Genomic DNA, 20,413 nt, shown 5'->3' with positions numbered 1-20,413 from the left:
GTGGCGGCAGTGCCCAGGACAACGGACGGTGACGGGACTCCCGTGCCGCAGCGGCTGCTGGCCGCCGCCACCCGGCTCTTCGCCGAGCAGGGCTACGACCGCACCTCGGTGCAGGAGATCGTCGAGGCGGCCGGCGTCACCAAGGGGGCGCTGTACCACTACTTCGGCTCCAAGGACGACCTCCTGCACGAGGTGTACGCGCGCGTGCTGCGCGTCCAGCAGGAGAGACTCGATGCCTTCGCGGACGCCGACGAGCCCGTCGAGAAGCGGCTGAGGGACGCGGCGGCCGACGTCGTCGTCACGACGATCGACAAGCTCGACGACGCGATGATCTTCTGGCGCTCGATGCACCACCTGAGTCCGGAGAAGAACAAGCAGGTGCGTGCCGAGCGGCGCCGGTACCACGAGCGGTTCCGGGCGCTGATCGAGGAGGGTCAGGAGGTCGGCGTCTTCTCCAAGGCGACCCCTGCCGACCTGGTGGTGGACTACCACTTCGGCTCCGTCCACCACCTGTCGACCTGGTACCGGCCCGACGGCCCTCTCAGCCCCCAGGAGGTCGCCGATCATCTGGCGGACCTGCTGCTGCGGGCGCTGCGACCGTAGGGCGTTTCCCGGTGTAAGGGGCGGCTGCCACTGACAGCCGCCCCTTACACCGGGAGCAACGCAAGAGCTCACAGGTACTTTTTCAGCTCCCGCCGCCCCAGCGACCGCTGGTGCACCTCGTCCGGGCCGTCGGCGATCATCAGGGTGCGGGCGACTGCGTACAGCTCGGCCAGCGGGAAGTCCTGGCTCACCCCGCCCGCGCCGTGCAGCTGGATCGCCCGGTCGATGATGTCGACGACCGTGCGGGGCGTGGCGATCTTGATGGCCTGGATCTCCGCGTGGGCGCCCCTGTTGCCGACCGTGTCCATCATCCAGGCGGTCTTCAGGACCAGCAGCCGCAGCTGTTCGACCGCGACCCGGGCGTCCGCGATCCAGTTGTGGACCACGCCCTGCTGGGCCAGCGCCTTGCCGAAGGCGGTGCGCGACGTCGCCCGCCGGCACATCAGCTCGATCGCCCGCTCCGCCATGCCGATCAGCCGCATGCAGTGGTGGATCCGGCCGGGACCGAGCCGGGCCTGGGCGATGGCGAAGCCGCCGCCCTCCTCGCCGATCAGGTTCGAGACCGGCACGCGCGCGTGGTCGAAGACCACCTCGGCGTGGCCGCCGTGGTAGTGGTCCTCGTAGCCGAAGACCTGCATGGCGCGTTCGACCGTGACGCCCGGGGTGTCACGGGGGACCAGGACCATGGACTGCTGGCGCCGGATGTCGGCGCCCTCCGGGTCCGTCTTGCCCATCACGATGAGGATCTTGCAGTCCGGGTTCATCGCCCCGGAGATGTACCACTTGCGGCCGGTGATGACGTACTCGTCCGTGCCATCGGAGGCTCGCTCGATGCGCGTGGTGATGTTCGTGGCGTCGGACGAGGCCACCTCGGGCTCCGTCATCGCGAACGCCGAGCGGATCTCACCGGCGAGCAGCGGCTCGAGCCACTGCTTCTTCTGCTGTTCGTCGCCGAACTGGGCGAGGACCTCCATGTTCCCGGTGTCGGGCGCCGCGCAGTTCGTCACGGTCGGCGCCAGCTGCGGGCTGCGGCCGGTGATCTCGGCGAGCGGAGCGTACTGGAGGTTCGTCAGGCCGGCGCCGTACTCGGTGTCGGGCAGGAAGAGGTTCCACAGGCCCTGCCTGCGGGCTTCGGCCTTCAGCTCCTCGACCACGGCCGGGGTGTCCCACGGCGACGCCAGCCGCGCGCGCTGCTCGTGCGCGGTCTGCTCGGCCGGGTAGACGTACTCGTCCATGAAGGCGAGCAGCTTGGCGCGCAGTTCCTCGGTGCGCGCGTCGAACGCGAAGTCCATGGCCTCAGCCTTCCTGGAGTCCTGCTTGAAGAGTTGTCAGACCGTGCTCGATGAAGACCGGGACCAGGTCGCCGATGCGGTCGAAGCCGCGGCCGACCGTCTGGCCCAGGGTGTACCGGTAGTGGATGCCCTCCAGGATCACGGCGAGCTTGAACCAGGCGAACGCCGTGTACCAGGACACCGCGGAGACGTCACGTCCCGAGCGCTCGGCATACCGCTCGACGAGTTCGGCGGGTGCGGGGTGGCCGGGAGCCTCGGCGGTCGTGAAGACCGAGGAGTCGGCCGTGCCCAGCGGGATGCTGTACATCACCAGCAGGCCGAGGTCGGTGAGCGGGTCGCCGAGTGTCGACATCTCCCAGTCGAGGACCGCCTTGATCGTGTCGTCCTCGCCGATCAGGACGTTGTCGAGCCGGTAGTCACCGTGTACGACCGCCGGGGCGGGGGATCGGGGCAGCTCCCGGCCGAGCGCCGCGTGCAGCTCGTCGATGCCGGCCAGCTCGCGGTTGCGGGAGGCGTCCAGCTGCTTGCCCCAGCGCCGCAGCTGCCGGTCCAGGAAGCCCTCGGGTCGGCCGAAGCCGGCCAGGCCCACCTCGGCGGGATCCACCGCGTGGAGCTCCACGAGCGTGTCGACGAGGTTCAGGACGGCCCCTCGGGTGCGGTCCGGGCCGAGGGAGGCGAGCTGGTCGGCCGTGCGGTACGGGGTGCCCTCGACGAACTCCATGACGTAGAACGGCGCCCCGAGCACCTCCTCGTCCTCGCACATCAGCATGGGGCGCGGCACCGGCACGTCCGTCGGGTGCAGGGCGCTGATCACCCGGTGCTCGCGTTTCATGTCGTGCGCGGTGGCCAGGACGTGGCCCAGCGGCGGCCGCCGTACGACCCACCGCGCGGTGCCGTCGGAGACCGCGTACGTGAGGTTCGACCGTCCGCCCTCGATCAGCCGGCCGGTCAAGGGGCCGTGGACCAGGCCGGGCCGCTCACGGTCGAGCAGGGCGCGCAGCCGGTCGAGGTCGAGGCCTGGCGGATGGTCGGGGCTCATCAATGCTCCTACGGGCGGGTGAACGCGACCTGACCAATGATGCCGACCGGTCGGTATGTCGTCCAGTGGGGGAGTGGAACGTGATCGGAGCCACGATAGGCCGACAGCTCCCCGCGCGGGGCGACGGGGAGCTGTCGGCGGTGCCTTCTCGGCCAGGAGCGGGTCCGCGTGGGGTCAGTCTGGGGTCCGTGTTGGGTCCGTGTGGGGTCCTTGTGGGGTCAGTGGTCGTCCCAGTGGCTCTCGTGCTCGGCGTGCCGGTGGCCGTCGTGGAGGTAGTCGACGTGGTCGCCGTGCAGGACGCTCGGGTGCCCGCAGTCCGCACCGTGCCTGTGGTCGTGGCCCTCGTGCGAGACGTGCTCGTCGGGCTCGCATTCGTCCCAGTGGCCGCCGTGCTCGCGGTGCAGGTGCCCGTCGTGCGCGTAGTCGACGTGGTCGCCGTGCGGTACCCGGGTGTGGCCGCAGTCCGGGCCGTGCGTGTGGGTGTGGGAGGCGTGTTCGTGGTGGAGGGTGGTCATGGTGCTCGCCTTCGACTTCGACGGTGCGGGGCCCATGAAGGGCCATGAAGGTCATCTCCTACCGACGGTAGGGCGCGGGCACTGGGCTCGCCCACCAAGACTCGTTCAAGACGTTCGTTCAAGACGTTCGTTCAAGACGTCAGAAGACGAGCGCCGCCGCGCACAGCGCGAGGGCGACCGTGAGGAGGGCCCCGGCCGCCGCGTGCCGGGGAGTGAGCGCGGGTGGGCTGTTCGTGGCTGCCAGGGTGCGGATGCGGCGGTGGGCGATCAGGAGGAAGGCCAGCCACAGGCCGGAGCACAGGGCGCAGACGATGATCGCGGCCGCCGATGTCCCGCCGTGCAGCGCGGTCTTCATCGCCAGCAGGGCGGCGGCGGTGCTGGACAGCGTGGTCCGGCGCCAGGCGAGGCGGGTTCGCTCCGGTTGCAGTCCCGGATCCCGGTCGTGGGCCGTGCGGGGAGCCGTTCCGCTCACCTGCTCACCCTTCCCATCCGACGAGGACCACGATCACCATCGCGACGGCCACGACCGCGACGGCGAGGCTCAGCAGTGCCGGGAATCTGGAGACCGGGAGGTCCTCGCCTCGCCGCATGGCCCGTTCACAGCGGATCCAGTGGTTGACGGCCCGCAGGGAGCACAGCACGCCCGCCGCGAGCAGCGCGAGAGCGAGGCCGACGCGCCAGCCCCAGCGCAGGTCGGGCAGGAACTGGTCCACGGCGAAGCCGCCGCCGATCAGGGCGAGGGCGGTGCGCAGCCAGGCCAGGAAGGTGCGCTCGTTCGCCAGCGAGAACCGGTAGTCGGGGGTGCCGCCCTCTTCCCGGATCGCCTGCGGCGCGAACCACAGCCGGACGTTCCGTGCGAATCCGATCACGTCCAGACCCTATCGGGGTGGCTGCCGGGTGCCTCCGGCGGTTGGGCGGGAGGCCTGCGGCGGCCTGTGCGGGTTCGGTGGGGGTGCGGGTAGCGCCTGCGGTTGGGGGGTGGGTCGGGGCCGTGTCGGGGGGTGTCCGTCCTCGGAACGGCGCGGAATCGGTCACTTACCAGCGTGCCCGGGTTGACGCGCCAACCGCTGCGGGCGGACACCCCCCGACACGTCCCCTTGCCGCCGTACGCGGCTGTACCGCCGTGCGGCTTCTACGGTCACCTCTTGGCCGACCGAGTCGGGTGGTGGGGTGGGCACAGGCCCGGGGGTCTGGGGGCGGAGCCCCCAGCGAGGCCCGCAACCACGCCGGGTGACTGGACAGCAGGCGGTACCTGGACCTACCCCCGAAACGCGCGGAGCCTCTCGTACGCCGCCAATCCGTCCGGCACCCACTCCCAGTCCCCGAGATGTCGCTCCAGCTCCGCCTCCGGCAGGAAGTCGTGCCAGGCCACCTCCTCGGCCTGCGGCCGTACAGGAGGGTCGCAGCGGACCTCGTACACCGCCGACCACCAGCTCTGGCCGGCTCCGTCGTCGTAGAGGAACTTGAAGAGGTACTCCGGGCGCGGCAGTCCCGTCACGCCCAGTTCCTCCTCGGCCTCCCGCAGGGCCGCGTCGTCGTAGGACTCGCCCGCGCCGACCACTCCGCCGACGAACATGTCGTAGAGGGAGGGGAAGACCAGCTTGGTGGGGGTGCGGCGGTGGATGAAGAGGCGGTCCTCCGCGTCCCTGGCCTGGATGAAGACGCAGCGGTGGCGCAGGCCCTTCGCGTACGCCTCGCCGCGCGGTGATCGGCCGATGACCCGGTCGTTCTCGTCGACGATGTCGAGGATCTCGTCAGCAGCGCTCATGACCTCATCCAAGCAGGGTCAGGTCACTGCGGTTGCAGGTCCCGGGCCCGCTCGGGCTGCCTCGCACCGCTGGGCATCGCCGGGTGCATGCCCAGCAGCACGATGCCCACCACGATCGCCGCGAGTCCCGCCGCCTCCCAGGCCAGCGCCCCCGTGTCGGTCCGCAGGCGGTCGCCCAGGAAGCCGACGCCGCAGGCGATACCGGCCAGCGGCTGGGCCGCCGTGAGGGCGGGCAGCGACATGCGCAGGGGCGCCGTCTCGAACGCGCTCTGGACGAGGATCAGGCCGGTGACGCCGAGCACCAGCACGCCGTACGGCTGCCAGTCCGTCAGCAGTTCCATGAGGCCGCCCTCGGAGAAACGCTGGCCGCTCACCCGGGTCAGCGCGTCCTGCACGCCGTAGAGCAGGCCGGCGGCCAGTGCGAGCAGTACCGGGCCGGAGCTCAGGCGGGAGCGCTTGGCGTGCGTGGTGAGGAGGAGGGCGAGGCCCAGCATGGATCCGATGATCAGCCAGTGGCGGAGCGGATCGGTGACCGCGGTGCCGCCGCGGGGCTCGCCCGCCACGATGAACGCGGTCACCCCGCCCGCGAGCAGCGTCAGGCCCGCCCAGCCCTGGCGGCCCAGCGGCTGTTTGCTCTGCTTGCGGGACAGGGCGAGGGCGAAGAGCAGGTTCGTGGCCAGGAGGGGTTCCACCAGGGAGATCTCGCCCTGGCCCAGTGCGATCGCGCCGAGGGCCATGCCGGCCGCCATCAGCCCGATGCCGCCGAGCCAGCGCGGCACCTTCATGAGGTCGAGGAGCAGCCGGGGCGAGAGGAAGTCGCTCAGCGGTGCCTGCCGGGCCGCGTTCTGCTGGAGTACGAAGCCGAAGCCGAGGCAGCACGCCGCGCTCAAGGAGAGGACGAGAACCAGAACCGACAAGCTGTGTACCTCGAGATCATCCGGTCGGGCCGCGGGAGAGCCATCATCGTGCGGGACGGGGGTGGGGCGCGCCATGGCGTACGCCACAGGGGCCTGGGTGCGTGTTCCCGCAGTGTCACACAAGTGCCCACCGGCTCAAGGAGGTTGACGCGTGTAACGCCCGGAGAGGCCTTGACGGAAAGCGTTGGCTGGGGGTTGGCTGTGCGTGATCAACCGATGGCGAAAAGAAAAGTCCAGACCGAAGCTCGGGCCGGGAGCGCCCCGAAGGCGAACGAGCCGGAAAAGAGCGTGTGAGGAAGTCCCCGCGGTGTCCCCACCCCCGCCACCCTTCGGGCGCGGCCGCAAGCACGCCCGCCGAACGCTCGACGCCGCCCTCGACGACGCCGAACTCGTCGCCGCGCGCGCCGCGCTGGCCCAGGGGCGGTGGCAGGCCGCCCGCACGCTGCTCGCCCGCACCGGCGACGACTGGGACCGCCGAGGACACCGGGTCACCGTCCTGGCCCGGGAGCCCTACAGCGCCGCCTGGGCCCGCGACTGGCTGCTCGCCGAGCCCGACTCCGCCGACGCCGCCGTCCTGCTCGCCCTCGCCCAGGTCCGGCGCGCCCTGCGCGGCAAGGAGACGCCGGTCCGGGCCCGGGAGGCCTGCCGGGCCGCCGCTGCCCTGGCGCCCGCCGACCCCACGCCCTGGCTCGGCCTGCTCATGCTCGAGCGCCGCCTGGGCGCCGGGGAGGAGGTCGTCCGGCTCTTCGGCGAAGTCCGCGCGCGGTACGCCGATCACCACCACGCCCATCACCTGATGGTCGCCCGCCTCGCCGAGCGCCGCGCCGACGCCGGCCCCGATCCCCTCCACGAGGTCTACGACTTCGCCGCCTGGGCCGCCGAACAGGCCCCCGCCGACTCCCCGCTCGCGATCCTCCCGGTCGTCGCCCACGCCGAGCGCTACCGCGTGCTGGCCGCCACCGGACACGCGCCCCCCGATCCGGCCGCCTCCGAGCACTGGACCGGACGCCGGGCCCGGCAGGTGATGAAGGCCGCGTTCGACTGGTGGCTGGAGTGGGAGCACGAGGGCCACCCCCGGCGGCTGGTCGATCTCAACTTCCTGGCCCACGCCAAGATCTGCGAGGACCGGGGCGCCGAGGCCGCCGCCCTGTTCCACCGCATCGGCGAACACGCCACCCCGGCGCCGTGGTCGTACCCGGACCGCGATCCGTACCCCGCCTTCCGTGCCGCTCGCGACAGCGCGCTCGGCATGGTCTGACCTCCCCGACACAGCCCCGACCCCACACCCCGATTCCGAACGAAGGACGGTCTCCCGATGACCACGGGCAGTTCGAGCACGAGCACATCAACGGCCGACGGCATCAGCACCTTCAAAGGGCAGGAGCGGGCGCTGCGGGCCGACCGCCTGGGCACCGGCGGCCTGCTGCTCTCCGTCCTCGCGGCGACCGCCCCCCTCATGGTCGTCGCTGGTGTCATGCCCACCACATTCGCGGTAATGGGCATCGTCGGACAGCCGCTCCTCTTCGTCCTCCTCGGCGTGGTCCTGGTCCTCTTCGGCGTCGGCTACGCGGAGATGAGCCGGCACGTCCACAACGCGGGCGCCTTCTACGCGTACATCTCCCGCGGCCTCGGCGGTACGGCGGGGGCGAGCGCGGCCCTGGTCGCCCTCGTCGCCTACAACGCCCTCCAGGTCGGCATCTACGGCATCTTCGGCTTCGAGGTCTCCGGCCTCTTCGCCACCTATGCCGACCTGGAGGTCGCCTGGTGGATACCCGCGCTGGCGGCCGCGCTCGTCGTCGGCGCGCTGGGCTGGCTGAAGATCGACGTCAACGCGCGCGTGCTCGGCGTCCTGCTGATCGTCGAGGTGGCCCTGGTCGTCATCTTCGACATCGCGGCCGTCGCCGATCCCGGCGCTCAGGGTCTGTCGCTGCACGCCTTCAACCCGGACACCCTCAGCGGCGCCGGCGTCGGCACCGCCCTGTGCTTCTGCATCGCGGCGTTCCTCGGCTTCGAGCAGGCGCCCGTGTACGCCGAGGAGACCAGCCGCCCGCACATCCTGGTGCCCCGCGTGATGTTCCTCGCGGTCGGCGGGGTCGCCGTCTTCTTCGCGCTCAGCAGCTGGGCCCTCACCGTCGCCACCGGCCCCGCCGCCATCGTCGGCGAGGCACAGAAGCAGAGCGCCGGACTGCTGTTCTCCCTCACCGAGTCCCGGCTCGGCGGCACCTTCACGGACGTGCTGCACGTCCTGTTCGTGACCGGCATGTTCGCGGCCCTGCTCAGCTTCCACAACGTCGTGGCCCGGTACGCCTTCGCCATGGGCCGCGAGGGACTGCTGCCCGCCGCCTTCGGCCGCACCAACAGCACGAGCGGCGCTCCCGGCACCGGTTCGCTGCTGCAGACCGCCGTGGCCGTGGTCGTCGTCGCCGCCTTCGCGGTCGCCGACGACAAGCCGGCGGGCGATCCCACCGAGCCCGTCCTGCACCTGTTCACCTGGTTCGGCAACATCGGTGCCCTCGGCGTGATCGTGCTGATGGCGGCGGCCAGCCTGTCGGTCATCGTGTTCTTCGTCCGCCGCGGCGCCGCGGCCGCCCAGGCCTGGCGGCTGCTCACCTCCGCCCTGGCCGGCATCGCCCTGCTCGTGATCGCCGGCTACACCGTCAAGGACTTCGACGTCCTGGTCGGCGCCGGCCCCGACTCGTCGCTCAGCTGGATACTGCCCGGCATCATCGGGCTCGCCGTGGCGATCGGCCTGGTGCAGGGCCTGATCCTGCGCGCCCGCCGTCCCGAGGCCCACGCCCGCATCGGTCTCGGCAACGAGGCGTTCCAGCTGGAGAAAGCCGCGGAGAAGGCGTCGTAACGACCTCTCAGCCGCGTAAGAAGTGATTACGGAACCCTGACGAGCACCCGCGACCCCTGGTCCGCCCCGGGCCGCGGGTGTTCGAATGAACCCGTGAACTCCGAACAGCCCGAGGAACGTGGCGCACCCGTCGGCCGCCGCGTCGTCCTCGGCACCCTCGGCCTGGGCGCGCTCGGCGTGGTCGCCGCGCCCACCCTGCAACGCGGCCTGGAGGCCTTCCTGGGCAGCGCCGCCGACAAGGACCCGACCGGCCTGACGGGCCTGCTCCCTAACGGCGGCGGCTTCCGCTACTACTCGGTCACGTCCTCCGTGCCCCACAAGAACGCCGAGACCTACCGCCTCACCGTGGACGGCCTCGTCGACCGCCCGCGCACCTACACACTGGCCGACCTGCGCGCCCTGCCGCAGACCCGGATGGTCAAGGACGTCCAGTGCGTCACCGGTTGGCGGGTCCCCGACACGCCCTTCGAAGGGGTGCGGCTGTCCCGGCTGCTCGACGCCGCCGGGGTGCGGGCGAAGGCCGGGGCCGTGCGCTTCACCTGCTTCGACGGCGCGTACAGCGAGAGCCTCACCCTCGACCAGGCCCGCCGCGCGGACGTCCTGGTCGCGCTGCGCATGCAGGACAAGGACCTCGGCCACTCCCACGGCGGCCCGGTCCGCCTCTACGTGGCGCCCATGTACTTCTACAAGTCCGCCAAGTGGCTCTCCGGCATCACCGTCACCGAGGACGTGAAGCCGGGCTACTGGGAGGAACGGGGCTACGACATCGACGCCTGGGTCGGCCGTTCGAACGGGCGGGACGATGAGCCTACGACTTGACGCCCCGTCCGACGCGGCGAGGCTGCCGCGCTTCAGCCGCGCCGAGCGGTGGGTGCACCGCACCACCGCCGCGCTGATGGGCGTGTGCGTGGTGACGGCGGCCTGCCTGTACGTCCCGCAGCTCGCCGAACTCGTCGGCCGCCGCGAACTCGTGGTCCGCGTCCACGAGTGGGCCGGACTCGCCCTGCCCGTGCCCGTCCTGGTGGGTCTCGCCTCCCGCGCGTTCCGTCGCGACCTGCGCTTCCTGAACCGCTTCGGCCCGCACGACCGCGTCTGGCTGCGCGCCGCCCTGCGCCGCGACAGACGGCCCGCGTCCCGCCCGGCGGGCAAGTTCAACGCCGGGCAGAAGGTCTACGCGGCCTGGATCGCCGGGGCGACGCTGGTCATGCTGGGCACGGGCCTGCTGATGTGGTTCACCCACCTCACCCCGCTGGTCTGGCGCACCAGCGCGACCTTCGTCCACGACTGGCTCGCGCTGACCATCGGCATCGTGCTGGCCGGCCACATCGGCATGGCCCTCGCCGACCCGGAGGCACGCCGGGGGCTGCGTACCGGAAAAGTGAGCCGGGAGTGGGCGGAGCAGGAGCATCCGCTGTGGCGCCCCTAGGGGGTGTTTTGAAAGTCCCGCACAGCACCCGCGGCGCCCGGCACGCACCCTCGCCGCACCGGCCAAAGGCCCAAGTAGCTCCTCCCCCACTCTCGGCTTCGCTCGAGCGGGGGGACCCCCATCGAGGGCCTTCGTCCGGCACGCCGAGGGCACGCACCGGACACCGCGGGCACCGCACGGGACTTTCAAAACACCCCCTAGCGTGAGCGCAGCTCATGGACCGCCTTCCCAGAGCACCTTTCGGCCATGCCCGAGATGTACGGAGCCCTGCCGTCCTGGGATGTCCCGCTGCCCGAGCGGCCGTGAAAGTACGGGCAAAGCAAGGGGAATGTGAAGCACTTGCGTGCAAACGGGGCTGTAACCCACACCGCAGTACTTTAATCCTCACCGTCCTCCGGCAAGCGGTGGCTTGATCTCGTCCCCCCGGGCCTCTGTCGCCGGCGGTATCACCGTGCGCGCTGTGCTGTCCGCCCGGCGGGCGAGAGGGGTTTTCCATGGGACACATGGACCACTTCAGCGCCGGATGGGTCACGCCCGTCCTGTCCTACGTCATGGCCTGCGTCGGCTCGGCGCTCGGCCTGCGGTGCACCGTCAGGGCCCTCGAGGCCGACGGCGCCTCGAAACGGAACTGGCTGCTGCTGGCCTCGTTCGCGATCGGCTCCGGCATCTGGACCATGCACTTCGTCGCGATGATGGGCTTCGGCGTCGAGGGCACCCCCATCCGCTACGACGTCCCGCTCACCGTCCTCAGCCTCGTCATCGCCATCGCCGTGGTCAGCGCCGGCGTCTTCACCGCCGGGTACGGACGCTCGCGCGTGACGTCGGTGGTGCTCGGCGGGCTCGGCACCGGACTGGGCGTCGCCGCCATGCACTACACCGGCATGGCCGCGCTCAACCTGCACGGCACCGTCGGCTACGACCCGTTCCTCGTCTTCGCCTCCGTCGCGATCGCCGTCGTCGCCGCGACGGCCGCGCTCATCCTCACCCTCATCGTGCGCGGCCCCGTCCTCACCGCCGTCGCCGCGCTCGTCATGGGGCTCGCGGTCAGCAGCATGCACTACACCGCCATGTACGCCGTCGACGTCAGGCTCGCGCCCAGCAGCGCGGAGCTGCCCGGAGCCACGGCCACCGAGTTCCTCTTCCCGCTCGCCGTGCTGCTCGGCTCGTTCCTCTTCCTCACCTCGGCGTACGTCGCGCTCTCTCCGACCGGCAAGCGCGCCGAGTCCGTCGCCACCGAACTGTTGCGCGAGGTCGAGCTCTCCACCGCCACCGCCACCGCCACCGCGCCCGCTACCGGCACCACCGCGACCGCCTGAGCCGTAGGCCCGCAGAGCCGCGACGCACACACCCTCGAAGAGGTATCCCATGCGTGTCCCCCCTGTCATGGCACGGCTGCGCCCCAGATCGGTCCGGGCCAAGATCGTCGCCCTGCTCATGCTGCCCATCGTGTCCCTCATGGCGCTGTGGGGCTTCGCCGCGGTGACCACGGCCTCCAACATCGGCGACACCCAGCGGGTCAAGGACGTCAACGCCGAACTCCTCGCCCCGGTCGACGAGTTCGTCACCGCACTGCAGACCGAACGGACCGCTGCCACGCGCCACGCCGCCGCGCCGAACACGGCCGACCTCGACGCTCTCAAGGCAGCGGGCAAGTCCACCGACAAGGCCGCCACCGCCTTCCGCGACGGCGCCAACACCGCCACCGCGGACGCCGAACTCCTCGACGCCGGACTGCCCGCCCGCATCGACCGCCTGGAGGCCGACGCACGCGGACTCCGGGCGCTCCGCGCGCAGACCGACACGACGGGCACCGCCCAGGAGGCGTTCACGGCGTACTCGACGGTCATCGAGCACGCCTTCGCCGTCACCGGGGCGCTCACCGGCGAGAACGGCACCGACGCCGCCTCCGAGGCACGGGTCGTCCTCGAACTCGCCCGCGTCCGGGAGGCCGTAGCTCAGGAACAGGCCCTTCTCGCCGCGGGGAGCGGGGCAGGGAAACTCACCACGGAGCAGTACACGCTGTTCGTCGGCGCCGTCGCCACCCAACGGGAGCTGCTGAAGCCCGCGGTCGCCGACCTGAAGCCGGTGCACCGGCCGGCCTACGACGCGGTGCTGCAAAGCGGCGGTTACGAGACGCTCGCGGCCGTCGAGGACCGGGTGCGCGATGCCGGGCCCGGCACCTCGGCCGTCTCCGCGGGCCTCCTCGGGGACTGGGACAAGGCCACCGACACCGTGCTGAAGGGGCTCGCCGAGGCCGAGTCGGACGCCGGCACGGGAGCCACGGCCAAGGCGGACCCGTTCGGCTCGGACACGCTGGGAGCCTCCGGCATCGCCGTCGTCCTCGGCCTGGTGGGCGTGCTGCTGTCGCTGCTCGTGTCCGTGGTCGTCGGCCGCGGGCTCATCGTCGAACTCCTCGATCTGCGCAACGACGCCCTCGAAGTCGCCGGGCGCCGGCTGCCGCAGGCCATGCGCCGACTGCACGCCGGGCAGGGCGTGGACATCGACGCGGAGGCCCCGATGCGCCGCCTCGTCGGCGACGAACTCGCCCAGGTGGGCACCGCGCTCACCGCCGTGCAGCGGGCCGCGCTCAAGGCCGCCTCCGATCGCGCCGAACTGCTCAGCGGCATCTCGGGGGTGTACGTCAGCCTCGCCCGTCGCAGCCAGGCGCTGCTGCACCGCCAGCTCGACCTGCTCCACCAACTGGAGCAACGCCCGCGTGACCCCGCCGAGCTGCACGAGCTGTACGGGGTCGACTACCTTGCCACCCGGATGCGCCGCCACTCCGAGAGCCTTCTCATCCTGTCCGGCATCGCGCCCGGACGCGGCTGGCGCGACCCCATCCCGCTGCTGGACGTCCTGCGGGGCGCCGTCGCCGAGATCGAGCAGCCGGGCCGGGTCCAGATCTGGGCCGTACCGAGCGCCTCCCTCAACGGCGGCTCCGTCGCCGACGTCATCCACCTGCTCGCCGAACTCGTCGAGAACGCCGCCTCCTTCTCACCGCCCAGCTCCCGTGTCCAGCTGCGGGCCGCCCGGCTGCGCGAGGGCCTCCTCATCGAGATCGAGGACAGCGGCTTCGGCATGGACGAGGAGGCGATGGCCGAGGCCAACCGCAAGATCCAGTCCGACAGGGTCGACCTGCTCGACGCCCGGCAGATCGGATTCTTCGTGGTCAACCGCATCGCCGGCCGGCAGGGCCTGCGCGTCGAACTGCGTTCCTCGGCGAGCGGCGGGGCCACAGCGGCCGTCCTCATCCCCGAGAACCTGATACGGGACGACACGCCGGCGCACGACGCCACGCGGTCCGCCGGCCAGGACGGCGGCCGGGCACTGGCCCCCGCGTCGGCGTTGTTCACGCAGCAGCGGGGGTAGCGGGCGCGCCGAAGTCCAGCAGCACCTTGCACGACCTGCTCCGGTCCGCCGCCAGCGCGAACGCCGACTCCGCCTCCCGGACCGGAACCACCGCGCTGACCAGTGCGTCGAACACCGGCTCCGCGGCGAGCAGTTCGAGCGCCTCGTCGAACTCCCCGTCGAAGCGGAACGCCCCCCGCAGCTCGATCTCCCGGCTCACCACGAGGTTCCCGGCGAAGGGGCTCTGCCCCGCCGGCAGCATCCCGAGCTGCACGACGACCCCGCCGCGCCGCACCAGCCGGAGGCAGGTGTCGAGGCCCGCGGCCACCCCGGACGCCTCCACGGCCGTATCGGCCTCGGACGGCCACCCGGCATCGTCCGGATCATCCGCGCGTACGACGGTGTCCGCGCCCGCCGCCGAGGCGTACCGCAGCGCCTCCGGGAGCAGGTCCGTCGCCGTCACGTGCCCGGCGCCGGCCGCCTTGGCCGCCGCGACCACGAGACACCCGATGGGACCCGCGCCGGTGACCAGGACGTGCCTGCCCCGCAGGTCACCGGCCCGCCGCACCGCGTGCAGCGCCACCGACAGCGGCTCGGCGAGCGCCGCCCGGCGCAGTTCGAGACCCGCCGGAAGCGGCCTCAACTGCTCGGCCGGGACGGCTACTTGGGCCGCGAACCCGCCCTGGACGTGCGGGAAGCGGGCCGCGCTGCCGAGGTAGCGGGTGTCCCGGCAGACGTTGCGCCGCCCGTCCGTGCACTCCGGGCACACCCCGCAGGGCGTCGCCGGGTGGACCGCGACGGCTGTACCGGGAACCGGACCCGAGGCGCCGTCACCGTACGAGACGACCGTGCCCACCACCTCGTGGCCCAGCACCATCGGCTCCCGGAGCCGGAAGTCGCCGACCCCGCCGTGCCGCCAGTAGTGCAGGTCGGACCCGCAGACCCCGCCGTAGCGGACCGCGACCAGCGCCTGCCCGGGGCCTGGTGTCGGCACCGGCAACTCCTCGGCCCGCAGGTCGCCCTGACCGTGGATCACACAACCCAGCATCACAGTCTCCCCGGAGGTCACAGCACGCTCGTCATGCCGCCGTCGACGTACAGCACCTGTCCACCGACGAAGTCCGCGGCGGGCGAGGCGAGGAACAGCACCCCGCCCACCAGGTCCTCCGTACGGCCCCAGCGCCCGGCCGGCGTCCGGCGCCGCACCCATGCGCTGAACTCCTCGTCCTCGACGAGGGGTTGGGTCAGCTCGGTCTCGATGTAGCCGGGGCCGAGTCCGTTGACCTGCACGCCGTACGGACCCCAGTCCGCGCACATGCCCTTGGTGAGCATCTTCAGCGCGCCCTTGGTGGCCGCGTAGGGCGCGATGCCCGGACGGACCACCTCGCTCTGCAGCGAGCAGATGTTGATGATCTTGCCGTGGCCGCGTTCCGTCATCCGGCGCGCGGCCTCCCGGCCGACCAGGAACGCGCTGGTGAGGTTGGTGTCCAGGATCCGGTGCCAGTCGGACTCCGCGAACTCCAGCAGCGGGGCCCGCAGTTGCATGCCCGCGTTGTTGACCAGGATGTCGAGCGGGCCGACCCGCTCCTCGACGTCCGCTATCCCGGCGCGCACCGACGCCCCGTCGGTGACGTCGAACGCGGCCGTGTGCACGTCTGCCGTGTGCACGTCCGAGGACAGCTCGGCGGCGGCCTTCGTGAGGCGGTCGCCGTCCCGTCCGTTGAGGACGACCCGGCAGCCCGCCTCCACCAGCCCGCGGGCCAGCGCCAGTCCGATGCCCCGGCTGGAGCCGGTGACCAGGGCGGTACGCCCGTTGATGTCGAACAGAGGGTGACTCATCGCCGTACTCCTAGATGATCAGGGAGAGGAGCAGGACCACACCGCCGGCGACGACCGAGATGATCGTCTCCATGACGGACCAGGTCTTGATGGTCTGGCCGACGTCCAGGCCGAAGTACTCCTTCACCAGCCAGAACCCGGCGTCGTTGACATGGCTGAAGAAGAGCGAGCCGGCGCCGATGGCCAGGACGAGCAGGGCCGCGTGGGTCGTCGACATGTCGGCCGCGAGCGGGGCGACCAGACCGGCGGCCGAGACCGTGGCCACGGTCGCCGAGCCGGTCGCCAGCCGGATCGCCACCGCGATCAGCCAGGCCAGCAGCAGGGCGGGTATCGACCAGTCCTCGGATATCTCCAGGACCATCTGGCCCACACCGGAGTCGATCAGCGTCTGCTTGAAACCGCCGCCCGCGCCGACGATCAGCAGGATGCCCGCGATGGGCGCGAGGCCCTTCTCGACGAGCTGCGAGACCCGCTCCTTGGCGAACCCGGCGGGCCGCAGGAGGGTGAAGATGCCCACCAGCACGGCGGCGAGCAGCGCGATCAGCGGCGAACCGATGACGTCGAAGACCCGCTGCACGGTGTTCTCGGGATCGTCGATGACGATGTCGACCAGCGCCTTGGACAGCATCAGGACGACCGGCAGGAGGATCGTGGTCAAAGTGGCGCCGAAGCTGGGACGCTTCTCCAGCTCCTCGGAGGCGCGCTGAGGGATCATCCGGTCCGGGGCCGGGACGTCCACCCAGCGGGCCGCGTACCGGGCGAACAGCGGACCGGCGATGACCACGGTCGGAATGGCGACGAGCACGCCGAGCGCGAGCGTGACGCCCAGGTTGGCCTCGACCGCGTCGATCGCGACCAGCGGGCCGGGGTGCGGCGGCACCAGGCCGTGCATCACGGACAGACCCGCGAGCGCCGGGATGCCGATCTTCATGAGCGAGTAGTTGCCCCGCTTGGCGACCATCAGCACGACCGGTATCAGCAGCACGACGCCGACCTCGAAGAACAGCGGCAGACCGATCACCGAGGCGATCAGCACCATCGCCCACGGCATCGAACGGCCGCTCGCCTTGGCGAGGATCGTGTCGACTATCTGGTCGGCGCCGCCGGAGTCGGCGAGCATCTTGCCGAGGATCGCACCGAGGGCGATCAGCACGCCCACGCCGGCGACCGTGGTGCCGAGCCCGGTGGTGAAGCTGGTGATGGCCTTGTCGAGCGGTGCCCCGGCGAACGCGCCGAGCGCCAGCGACCCGATGGTCAGCGACAGGAAGGCGTGGAGCTTGAACTTGGTGATGAGCAGGACGATGACGGCGATGCCCGCCAGTACGGCGATGCCCAGCTGAGCGTGACCGGCCGAGGTGATCGGCTCGGGTGCGTCCGCTGCCAGCATCTCGACGCTGAGTCTGGTCACGGGGGTCCCTTGCAGGTACGGGGATGAGGGGGGAGGGGTGTTGCTGAGGGGGGTGTGGTGCTGAGGGTGTTACTAGGGGGGTGTTACTGGGGCGCGTCGGGAAGGGGCGCGTCGGAATGGGACGCGCGGGGAAGGGAGTTCAGCGCCTTCACCGCTCGCTCGGTGATCTCCTCCGGGCCGCCGGAGACATCCACGGCGATCCCGGCCTCGTCCGCCCCGAGCGGCTGGAGCGTGGCGAACTGCGAGTCCAGCAGCGCCGTGGGCATGAAGTGGCCCTGGCGGTGCGCCATCCGGTCCTCGATGAGCTTCCGGTCGCCCGTGAGGTGCACGAACGTGATCCCGGGAGCAGCGGCCCTGAGCCGGTCACGGTACGACCGCTTCAGCGCCGAGCAGCTGACCACCCCGCCGAGCCCGGCCCGCCCGTGCGCCCAGGCGCCGATGGCGTCGAGCCACGGCCACCGGTCCGCGTCGTCGAGCGGGATACCGGCCGACATCTTGTCGATGTTGGCCTGCGGGTGGAAGTCGTCACCCTCGGCGTACGGGACGCCCAGCCGGGCGGCGAGCAGGGGACCGATCGTGGTCTTGCCCGTGCCGGCGACGCCCATCACCACGACGACGTGCGGGGTACGCATCACTGCCTCGCTGTCTTCCTCGACCTACGACGTCGAGATCTGACGTCGCCATACTGAAACCCATTAGGTAAGACGAATTCAAGCCCCAGTCACAAATAAGTCTGACTTTTTGTTCCCGTGATCTGCCGCGTACGCTGAGTGCATGAGCACATCGGGCCGGGGGCTGCACGGCCGGGTACTGGAAACCCTCGGCCCCGCGATCACCGCGGGCGAGTACCCGCCGGGCAGCGTTCTGCGCACCGACGAACTGGCACAGCGGTTCGACGTCTCACGCTCCGTCATGCGTGAGGCGGTCCGGGTCCTGGAGTCCATGCACCTCGTCGAGTCCCGCCGCCGCGTGGGCGTGACGGTGCGTCCCACGGCCGAGTGGAACGTCTACGACCCCCAGGTCATCCGATGGCGCCTGGCCGGCGCCGACCGCCCGCGCCAACTGCGCTCCCTCACGGTGCTGCGCTCCGCGATCGAACCGGTCGCCGCGGGCCTGGCCGCGAAGTACGCCACCGCCGACCAGTGTGCCGAACTCACCGAGTGCGCCCTGGGCATGGTGGCCCACTCACGCGGACACCAACTGGAGGGCTACCTCGTCCACGACATCGCCTTCCACCGGGTCATCCTCTGCGCCTCCGGCAACGAGATGTTCGCCCGGCTCGGCGATGTCGTCGCGGAGGTCCTGGCCGGCCGCACCCACCACGAGGTCATGTTCGAGGACCCCGACCCGGCCGCCGTCACCCTCCACGTCCAGGTGGCGGAGGCGGTCCGCGGGGGCGACGCGGTTCGCGCGGAGGCGCTGACCCGGGAGATCACGGTGGGAGCGCTCCAGGAGCTGGACATCCTGGCGCCGTAGCCGCATGGCGCTACGTGTCGAGGAACTCCCCGTCCACGTACGCCCAAGCCCCGTCCACCCGCTCGAACCGGCTCCGCTCATGCAGTGACCCGCCCCGGAACGAGGCCCGGAAGGTCACGGTTCCCGTCGCGTGGAACGCGGATCCCTCGCTCGTCCCGAGGATCTCCAGCCCCGTCCACCGCATCCCCGGATCGAGGTCGAGCCGCGCCGGCCGTGTCCGCGGATGCCAGGTCCGCAGAAGATACGGAGCGTTCCCCTTCACGAAGGCGCTGTACCGCGACCGCATGAGCGCCTCCGGGGTGGGTGCGGCGGCCGCACCGATGGGGGTCCCCCCGGTCGAGCTTGTTCGAGACTGGGGGAGGTACCGGCCGCAGCACTGGTCGTACGCCTGAGGCAGCCCGCACGGGCAGGAACGACGGGTCATGGCCGCCATTGTGACAGGGCCTAGACGGCCGCCCGGGTCTCGGCCATCGGCAGCGGCGGCAGCGCCGTCCCGTACACCCACGCCTCGAACAGCTCGTCCAGCGGCTCGGCCGCGAACCGGGCCACATGCGCGGTGAACGTCGCCGTACTCACCGCACCGCCCCGGTGCAGCCCCGCCCATCCGCGCAGCATCCGGAAGAACGCGTCGTCGCCCATCGCGCACCGCACCGCGTGCACGGTCAGTCCGCCGCGCTCGTAGAGCCGGTCGTCGAACATCGACTTGCGCCCGGGGTCGGCCAGCTGGAGATCCTGCGGGAGCGAGGACAGCAACCGGTGCGCGGCGGCGGCGTGCTGCTGGGCCGGTCGCCCGCCCGACCGCTCCGACCACAGCCACTCGGCGTACTTCGCGAACCCCTCGTTCAGCCAGATGTGCCGCCAGTCCGCGATGGACACGCTGTTGCCGAACCACTGGTGCGCGAGCTCGTGCGCCACCAGCCGCTCCGAACCCCGCGCCCCGTCCACGTGGTTGGCGCCGAACAGCGACAAGCCCTGGGCCTCGACGGGGACATCGAGCTCCTCCTCGGTCACCACGACGGCGTACTCGTCGAAGGGGTACGGCCCGAAGAGCTGCTGGAAGAGATGCATCATCCCGGGTTGCCGCGCGAAGTCCCGCGAGAACTCCGGGAGCAGGTGCGCCGGAATGTGCCCGTGCTGCGGTATGCCGCCGAGCCCCGGGTCGCCCAGCAGCACCGTCTGGTACTTGCCGATCGACAGCCCCACCAGATAGCTGGACGTCGGCGCCGACTGCTCGTACACCCATGTCGTCGTCGAAGCCTTCGTCGTACGGGTCAGCAGGCGCCCGCCCGCCACCACCTGGTACGCGGACGGCGTGGTGATCGAGATCTGGTACGAGGCCTTGTCGGCGGGCCGGTCGTTGCACGGGTACCAGGACGGTGCCCCGATCGGCTGGCTCGCCACCAGCGCCCCGTCCTCCAGCTCCTCCCAGCCGAGCCCGCCCCAGGAGCTGGCGACCGGCTTGGGGTTGCCCGACCAGTACACCTCCACCGTGAACGCGGCCCCCGCCCGGATCGGCTTCGCGGGGCGGATGCGCAGCTTGCCGCCCCGGTGCGTGTAGTGCGGCTGCCGGCCGTCGACACGCACCCGGCCGACCTTGAAGTCGGCCAGGTTGAGCTGGAACTCGGCGAGCGGCGACCGTCCCGCGATGGCGTTGATCCGGGCCGTCCCCGACAGCCGGTTCGGACCCGGGCGGTAGTCCAGCGCGAGTTCGTAGCGGTGCACCCGATAACGGGGATCGCCGTTGGCCGGAAAGTACGGGTCCGGACCCACTGCCTGCTGAACGGTCACTGGTGCGTCTGCTCCCTGCGCTGTGCTCGAAGGTCGTGCCGGTGCACGTCCTGAGGGCCTGCCCGGCGGATCATGCCGCAGACCCCGCTCACCGGCGCTCATCAGGCGCCGCCGATGTCCTGCGACCTGATCCGCCG

21 protein-coding genes are annotated in these 20,413 nt (G+C 71.5%); 8 read left to right on the top strand and 13 right to left on the bottom strand.

Features of this window, described 5'->3' with window-relative positions:
• Positions 1 to 9: 9 nt before the first annotated feature.
• On the top strand, positions 10 to 603 hold the full coding sequence (locus tag Q4V64_RS10380; RefSeq protein ID WP_124443462.1) for a TetR/AcrR family transcriptional regulator: 594 nt from the start codon (positions 10 to 12) through the stop codon (positions 601 to 603).
• 68 nt (positions 604 to 671) lie between these two features.
• On the opposite strand, the gene Q4V64_RS10375 is transcribed toward Q4V64_RS10380, so the two are convergent.
• The 7 genes from Q4V64_RS10375 to Q4V64_RS10345 form a co-directional block, all read right to left on the bottom strand.
• Entirely contained in the window at positions 672 to 1,895 is a 1,224-nt protein-coding gene (locus tag Q4V64_RS10375) for an acyl-CoA dehydrogenase family protein (protein ID WP_124443463.1), read from the bottom strand.
• 4 nt (positions 1,896 to 1,899) lie between these two features.
• Positions 1,900 to 2,934 carry a phosphotransferase family protein gene (locus tag Q4V64_RS10370; RefSeq protein WP_124443464.1) on the bottom strand — a complete coding sequence of 345 codons (1,035 nt, stop codon included), beginning with the start codon at positions 2,932 to 2,934 and terminating at the stop codon, positions 1,900 to 1,902.
• 218 nt (positions 2,935 to 3,152) lie between these two features.
• Positions 3,153 to 3,449, bottom strand: a complete 297-nt coding sequence (locus Q4V64_RS10365; RefSeq protein WP_124443465.1) for a hypothetical protein — start codon at positions 3,447 to 3,449, stop codon at positions 3,153 to 3,155.
• A 139-nt stretch (positions 3,450 to 3,588) separates the two neighbouring features.
• Entirely contained in the window at positions 3,589 to 3,921 is a 333-nt protein-coding gene (locus Q4V64_RS10360; protein ID WP_124443466.1) for a DUF202 domain-containing protein, read from the bottom strand.
• A 4-nt stretch (positions 3,922 to 3,925) separates the two neighbouring features.
• A complete protein-coding gene (locus Q4V64_RS10355) occupies positions 3,926 to 4,318 on the bottom strand; it encodes a DUF202 domain-containing protein (RefSeq protein ID WP_124443467.1) in 393 nt (130 codons plus the stop codon).
• A 389-nt stretch (positions 4,319 to 4,707) separates the two neighbouring features.
• Positions 4,708 to 5,217 (bottom strand): NUDIX domain-containing protein, encoded by a 510-nt coding sequence (locus Q4V64_RS10350; RefSeq protein ID WP_124443470.1) that lies wholly within the window; start codon positions 5,215 to 5,217, stop codon positions 4,708 to 4,710.
• 23 nt (positions 5,218 to 5,240) lie between these two features.
• Positions 5,241 to 6,134 carry a DMT family transporter gene (locus Q4V64_RS10345; protein ID WP_124443471.1) on the bottom strand — a complete coding sequence of 298 codons (894 nt, stop codon included), beginning with the start codon at positions 6,132 to 6,134 and terminating at the stop codon, positions 5,241 to 5,243.
• Positions 6,135 to 6,441: 307 nt separating this feature from the next.
• On the opposite strand from Q4V64_RS10345, the gene Q4V64_RS10340 reads away from it, so the two are divergent.
• The 6 genes from Q4V64_RS10340 to Q4V64_RS10315 all read left to right on the top strand — a co-directional run bounded on the left by Q4V64_RS10340 (position 6,442) and on the right by Q4V64_RS10315 (position 13,786).
• Positions 6,442 to 7,392 carry a hypothetical protein gene (locus tag Q4V64_RS10340; RefSeq protein ID WP_124443472.1) on the top strand — a complete coding sequence of 317 codons (951 nt, stop codon included), beginning with the start codon at positions 6,442 to 6,444 and terminating at the stop codon, positions 7,390 to 7,392.
• A gap of 57 nt (positions 7,393 to 7,449) precedes the next feature.
• Positions 7,450 to 8,991, top strand: coding sequence for an APC family permease (locus tag Q4V64_RS10335; protein ID WP_124443473.1), 1,542 nt, complete (start codon positions 7,450 to 7,452; stop codon positions 8,989 to 8,991).
• Positions 8,992 to 9,084: 93 nt separating this feature from the next.
• Positions 9,085 to 9,810, top strand: a complete 726-nt coding sequence (locus Q4V64_RS10330) for a molybdopterin-dependent oxidoreductase (protein ID WP_124443474.1) — start codon at positions 9,085 to 9,087, stop codon at positions 9,808 to 9,810.
• Entirely contained in the window at positions 9,794 to 10,417 is a 624-nt protein-coding gene (locus Q4V64_RS10325; RefSeq protein WP_124443475.1) for a cytochrome b/b6 domain-containing protein, read from the top strand. Before Q4V64_RS10330 ends, Q4V64_RS10325 begins: the two co-directional genes overlap by 17 nt.
• Positions 10,418 to 10,911: 494 nt before the next feature.
• Positions 10,912 to 11,733 (top strand): MHYT domain-containing protein, encoded by an 822-nt coding sequence (locus Q4V64_RS10320; RefSeq protein ID WP_124443476.1) that lies wholly within the window; start codon positions 10,912 to 10,914, stop codon positions 11,731 to 11,733.
• Positions 11,734 to 11,782: 49 nt separating this feature from the next.
• Positions 11,783 to 13,786 carry a nitrate- and nitrite sensing domain-containing protein gene (locus Q4V64_RS10315; protein WP_253267269.1) on the top strand — a complete coding sequence of 668 codons (2,004 nt, stop codon included), beginning with the start codon at positions 11,783 to 11,785 and terminating at the stop codon, positions 13,784 to 13,786.
• Here Q4V64_RS10315 and Q4V64_RS10310 read toward each other — a convergent pair.
• The 4 genes from Q4V64_RS10310 to Q4V64_RS10295 form a co-directional block, all read right to left on the bottom strand.
• A complete protein-coding gene (locus Q4V64_RS10310) occupies positions 13,767 to 14,813 on the bottom strand; it encodes an L-idonate 5-dehydrogenase (protein ID WP_172629459.1) in 1,047 nt (348 codons plus the stop codon). The genes Q4V64_RS10315 and Q4V64_RS10310 overlap by 20 nt on opposite strands.
• A gap of 17 nt (positions 14,814 to 14,830) precedes the next feature.
• Complete coding sequence (locus Q4V64_RS10305) at positions 14,831 to 15,604, bottom strand: SDR family oxidoreductase (RefSeq protein ID WP_124443478.1); 774 nt, start codon at positions 15,602 to 15,604, stop codon at positions 14,831 to 14,833.
• A 10-nt stretch (positions 15,605 to 15,614) separates the two neighbouring features.
• Positions 15,615 to 17,012, bottom strand: a complete 1,398-nt coding sequence (locus tag Q4V64_RS10300) for a gluconate:H+ symporter (RefSeq protein ID WP_124443479.1) — start codon at positions 17,010 to 17,012, stop codon at positions 15,615 to 15,617.
• A gap of 83 nt (positions 17,013 to 17,095) precedes the next feature.
• Entirely contained in the window at positions 17,096 to 17,644 is a 549-nt protein-coding gene (locus tag Q4V64_RS10295; protein WP_172629460.1) for a gluconokinase, read from the bottom strand.
• Positions 17,645 to 17,786: 142 nt separating this feature from the next.
• On the opposite strand from Q4V64_RS10295, the gene Q4V64_RS10290 reads away from it, so the two are divergent.
• On the top strand, positions 17,787 to 18,488 hold the full coding sequence (locus Q4V64_RS10290; RefSeq protein ID WP_124443481.1) for a FadR/GntR family transcriptional regulator: 702 nt from the start codon (positions 17,787 to 17,789) through the stop codon (positions 18,486 to 18,488).
• Between the two features lie 10 nt (positions 18,489 to 18,498).
• Here the strand turns inward: Q4V64_RS10290 and Q4V64_RS10285 are convergent, their stop codons facing one another.
• On the bottom strand, positions 18,499 to 18,912 hold the full coding sequence (locus tag Q4V64_RS10285) for a YchJ family metal-binding protein (RefSeq protein ID WP_172629461.1): 414 nt from the start codon (positions 18,910 to 18,912) through the stop codon (positions 18,499 to 18,501).
• Between the two features lie 20 nt (positions 18,913 to 18,932).
• Positions 18,933 to 20,276 (bottom strand): M1 family metallopeptidase, encoded by a 1,344-nt coding sequence (locus tag Q4V64_RS10280; RefSeq protein ID WP_124443483.1) that lies wholly within the window; start codon positions 20,274 to 20,276, stop codon positions 18,933 to 18,935.
• Positions 20,277 to 20,413: the final 137 nt, after the last annotated feature.

Origin of the sequence: Streptomyces sp. NL15-2K (assembly GCF_030551255.1) — a bacterium.
GTDB lineage: Bacteria > Actinomycetota > Actinomycetes > Streptomycetales > Streptomycetaceae > Streptomyces.
Note: the sequence above shows the minus strand (reverse complement) of the source record. Positions and strands in the feature narration are given on the sequence as shown.

Coding starts and splice junctions, on each gene's coding strand:
- Q4V64_RS10375 (WP_124443463.1), bottom strand. CDS start 1,895: ATGGACTTCGCGTTCGACGCGCGCACCGAGGAACTGCGCGCCAAGCTG.
- Q4V64_RS10370 (WP_124443464.1), bottom strand. CDS start 2,934: ATGAGCCCCGACCATCCGCCAGGCCTCGACCTCGACCGGCTGCGCGCC.
- Q4V64_RS10365 (WP_124443465.1), bottom strand. CDS start 3,449: ATGACCACCCTCCACCACGAACACGCCTCCCACACCCACACGCACGGC.
- Q4V64_RS10350 (WP_124443470.1), bottom strand. CDS start 5,217: ATGAGCGCTGCTGACGAGATCCTCGACATCGTCGACGAGAACGACCGG.
- Q4V64_RS10335 (WP_124443473.1), top strand. CDS start 7,450: ATGACCACGGGCAGTTCGAGCACGAGCACATCAACGGCCGACGGCATC.
- Q4V64_RS10325 (WP_124443475.1), top strand. CDS start 9,794: ATGAGCCTACGACTTGACGCCCCGTCCGACGCGGCGAGGCTGCCGCGC.
- Q4V64_RS10320 (WP_124443476.1), top strand. CDS start 10,912: ATGGGACACATGGACCACTTCAGCGCCGGATGGGTCACGCCCGTCCTG.
- Q4V64_RS10315 (WP_253267269.1), top strand. CDS start 11,783: ATGCGTGTCCCCCCTGTCATGGCACGGCTGCGCCCCAGATCGGTCCGG.
- Q4V64_RS10310 (WP_172629459.1), bottom strand. CDS start 14,813: ATGCTGGGTTGTGTGATCCACGGTCAGGGCGACCTGCGGGCCGAGGAG.
- Q4V64_RS10305 (WP_124443478.1), bottom strand. CDS start 15,604: ATGAGTCACCCTCTGTTCGACATCAACGGGCGTACCGCCCTGGTCACC.
- Q4V64_RS10295 (WP_172629460.1), bottom strand. CDS start 17,644: ATGCGTACCCCGCACGTCGTCGTGGTGATGGGCGTCGCCGGCACGGGC.
- Q4V64_RS10290 (WP_124443481.1), top strand. CDS start 17,787: ATGAGCACATCGGGCCGGGGGCTGCACGGCCGGGTACTGGAAACCCTC.
- Q4V64_RS10285 (WP_172629461.1), bottom strand. CDS start 18,912: ATGACCCGTCGTTCCTGCCCGTGCGGGCTGCCTCAGGCGTACGACCAG.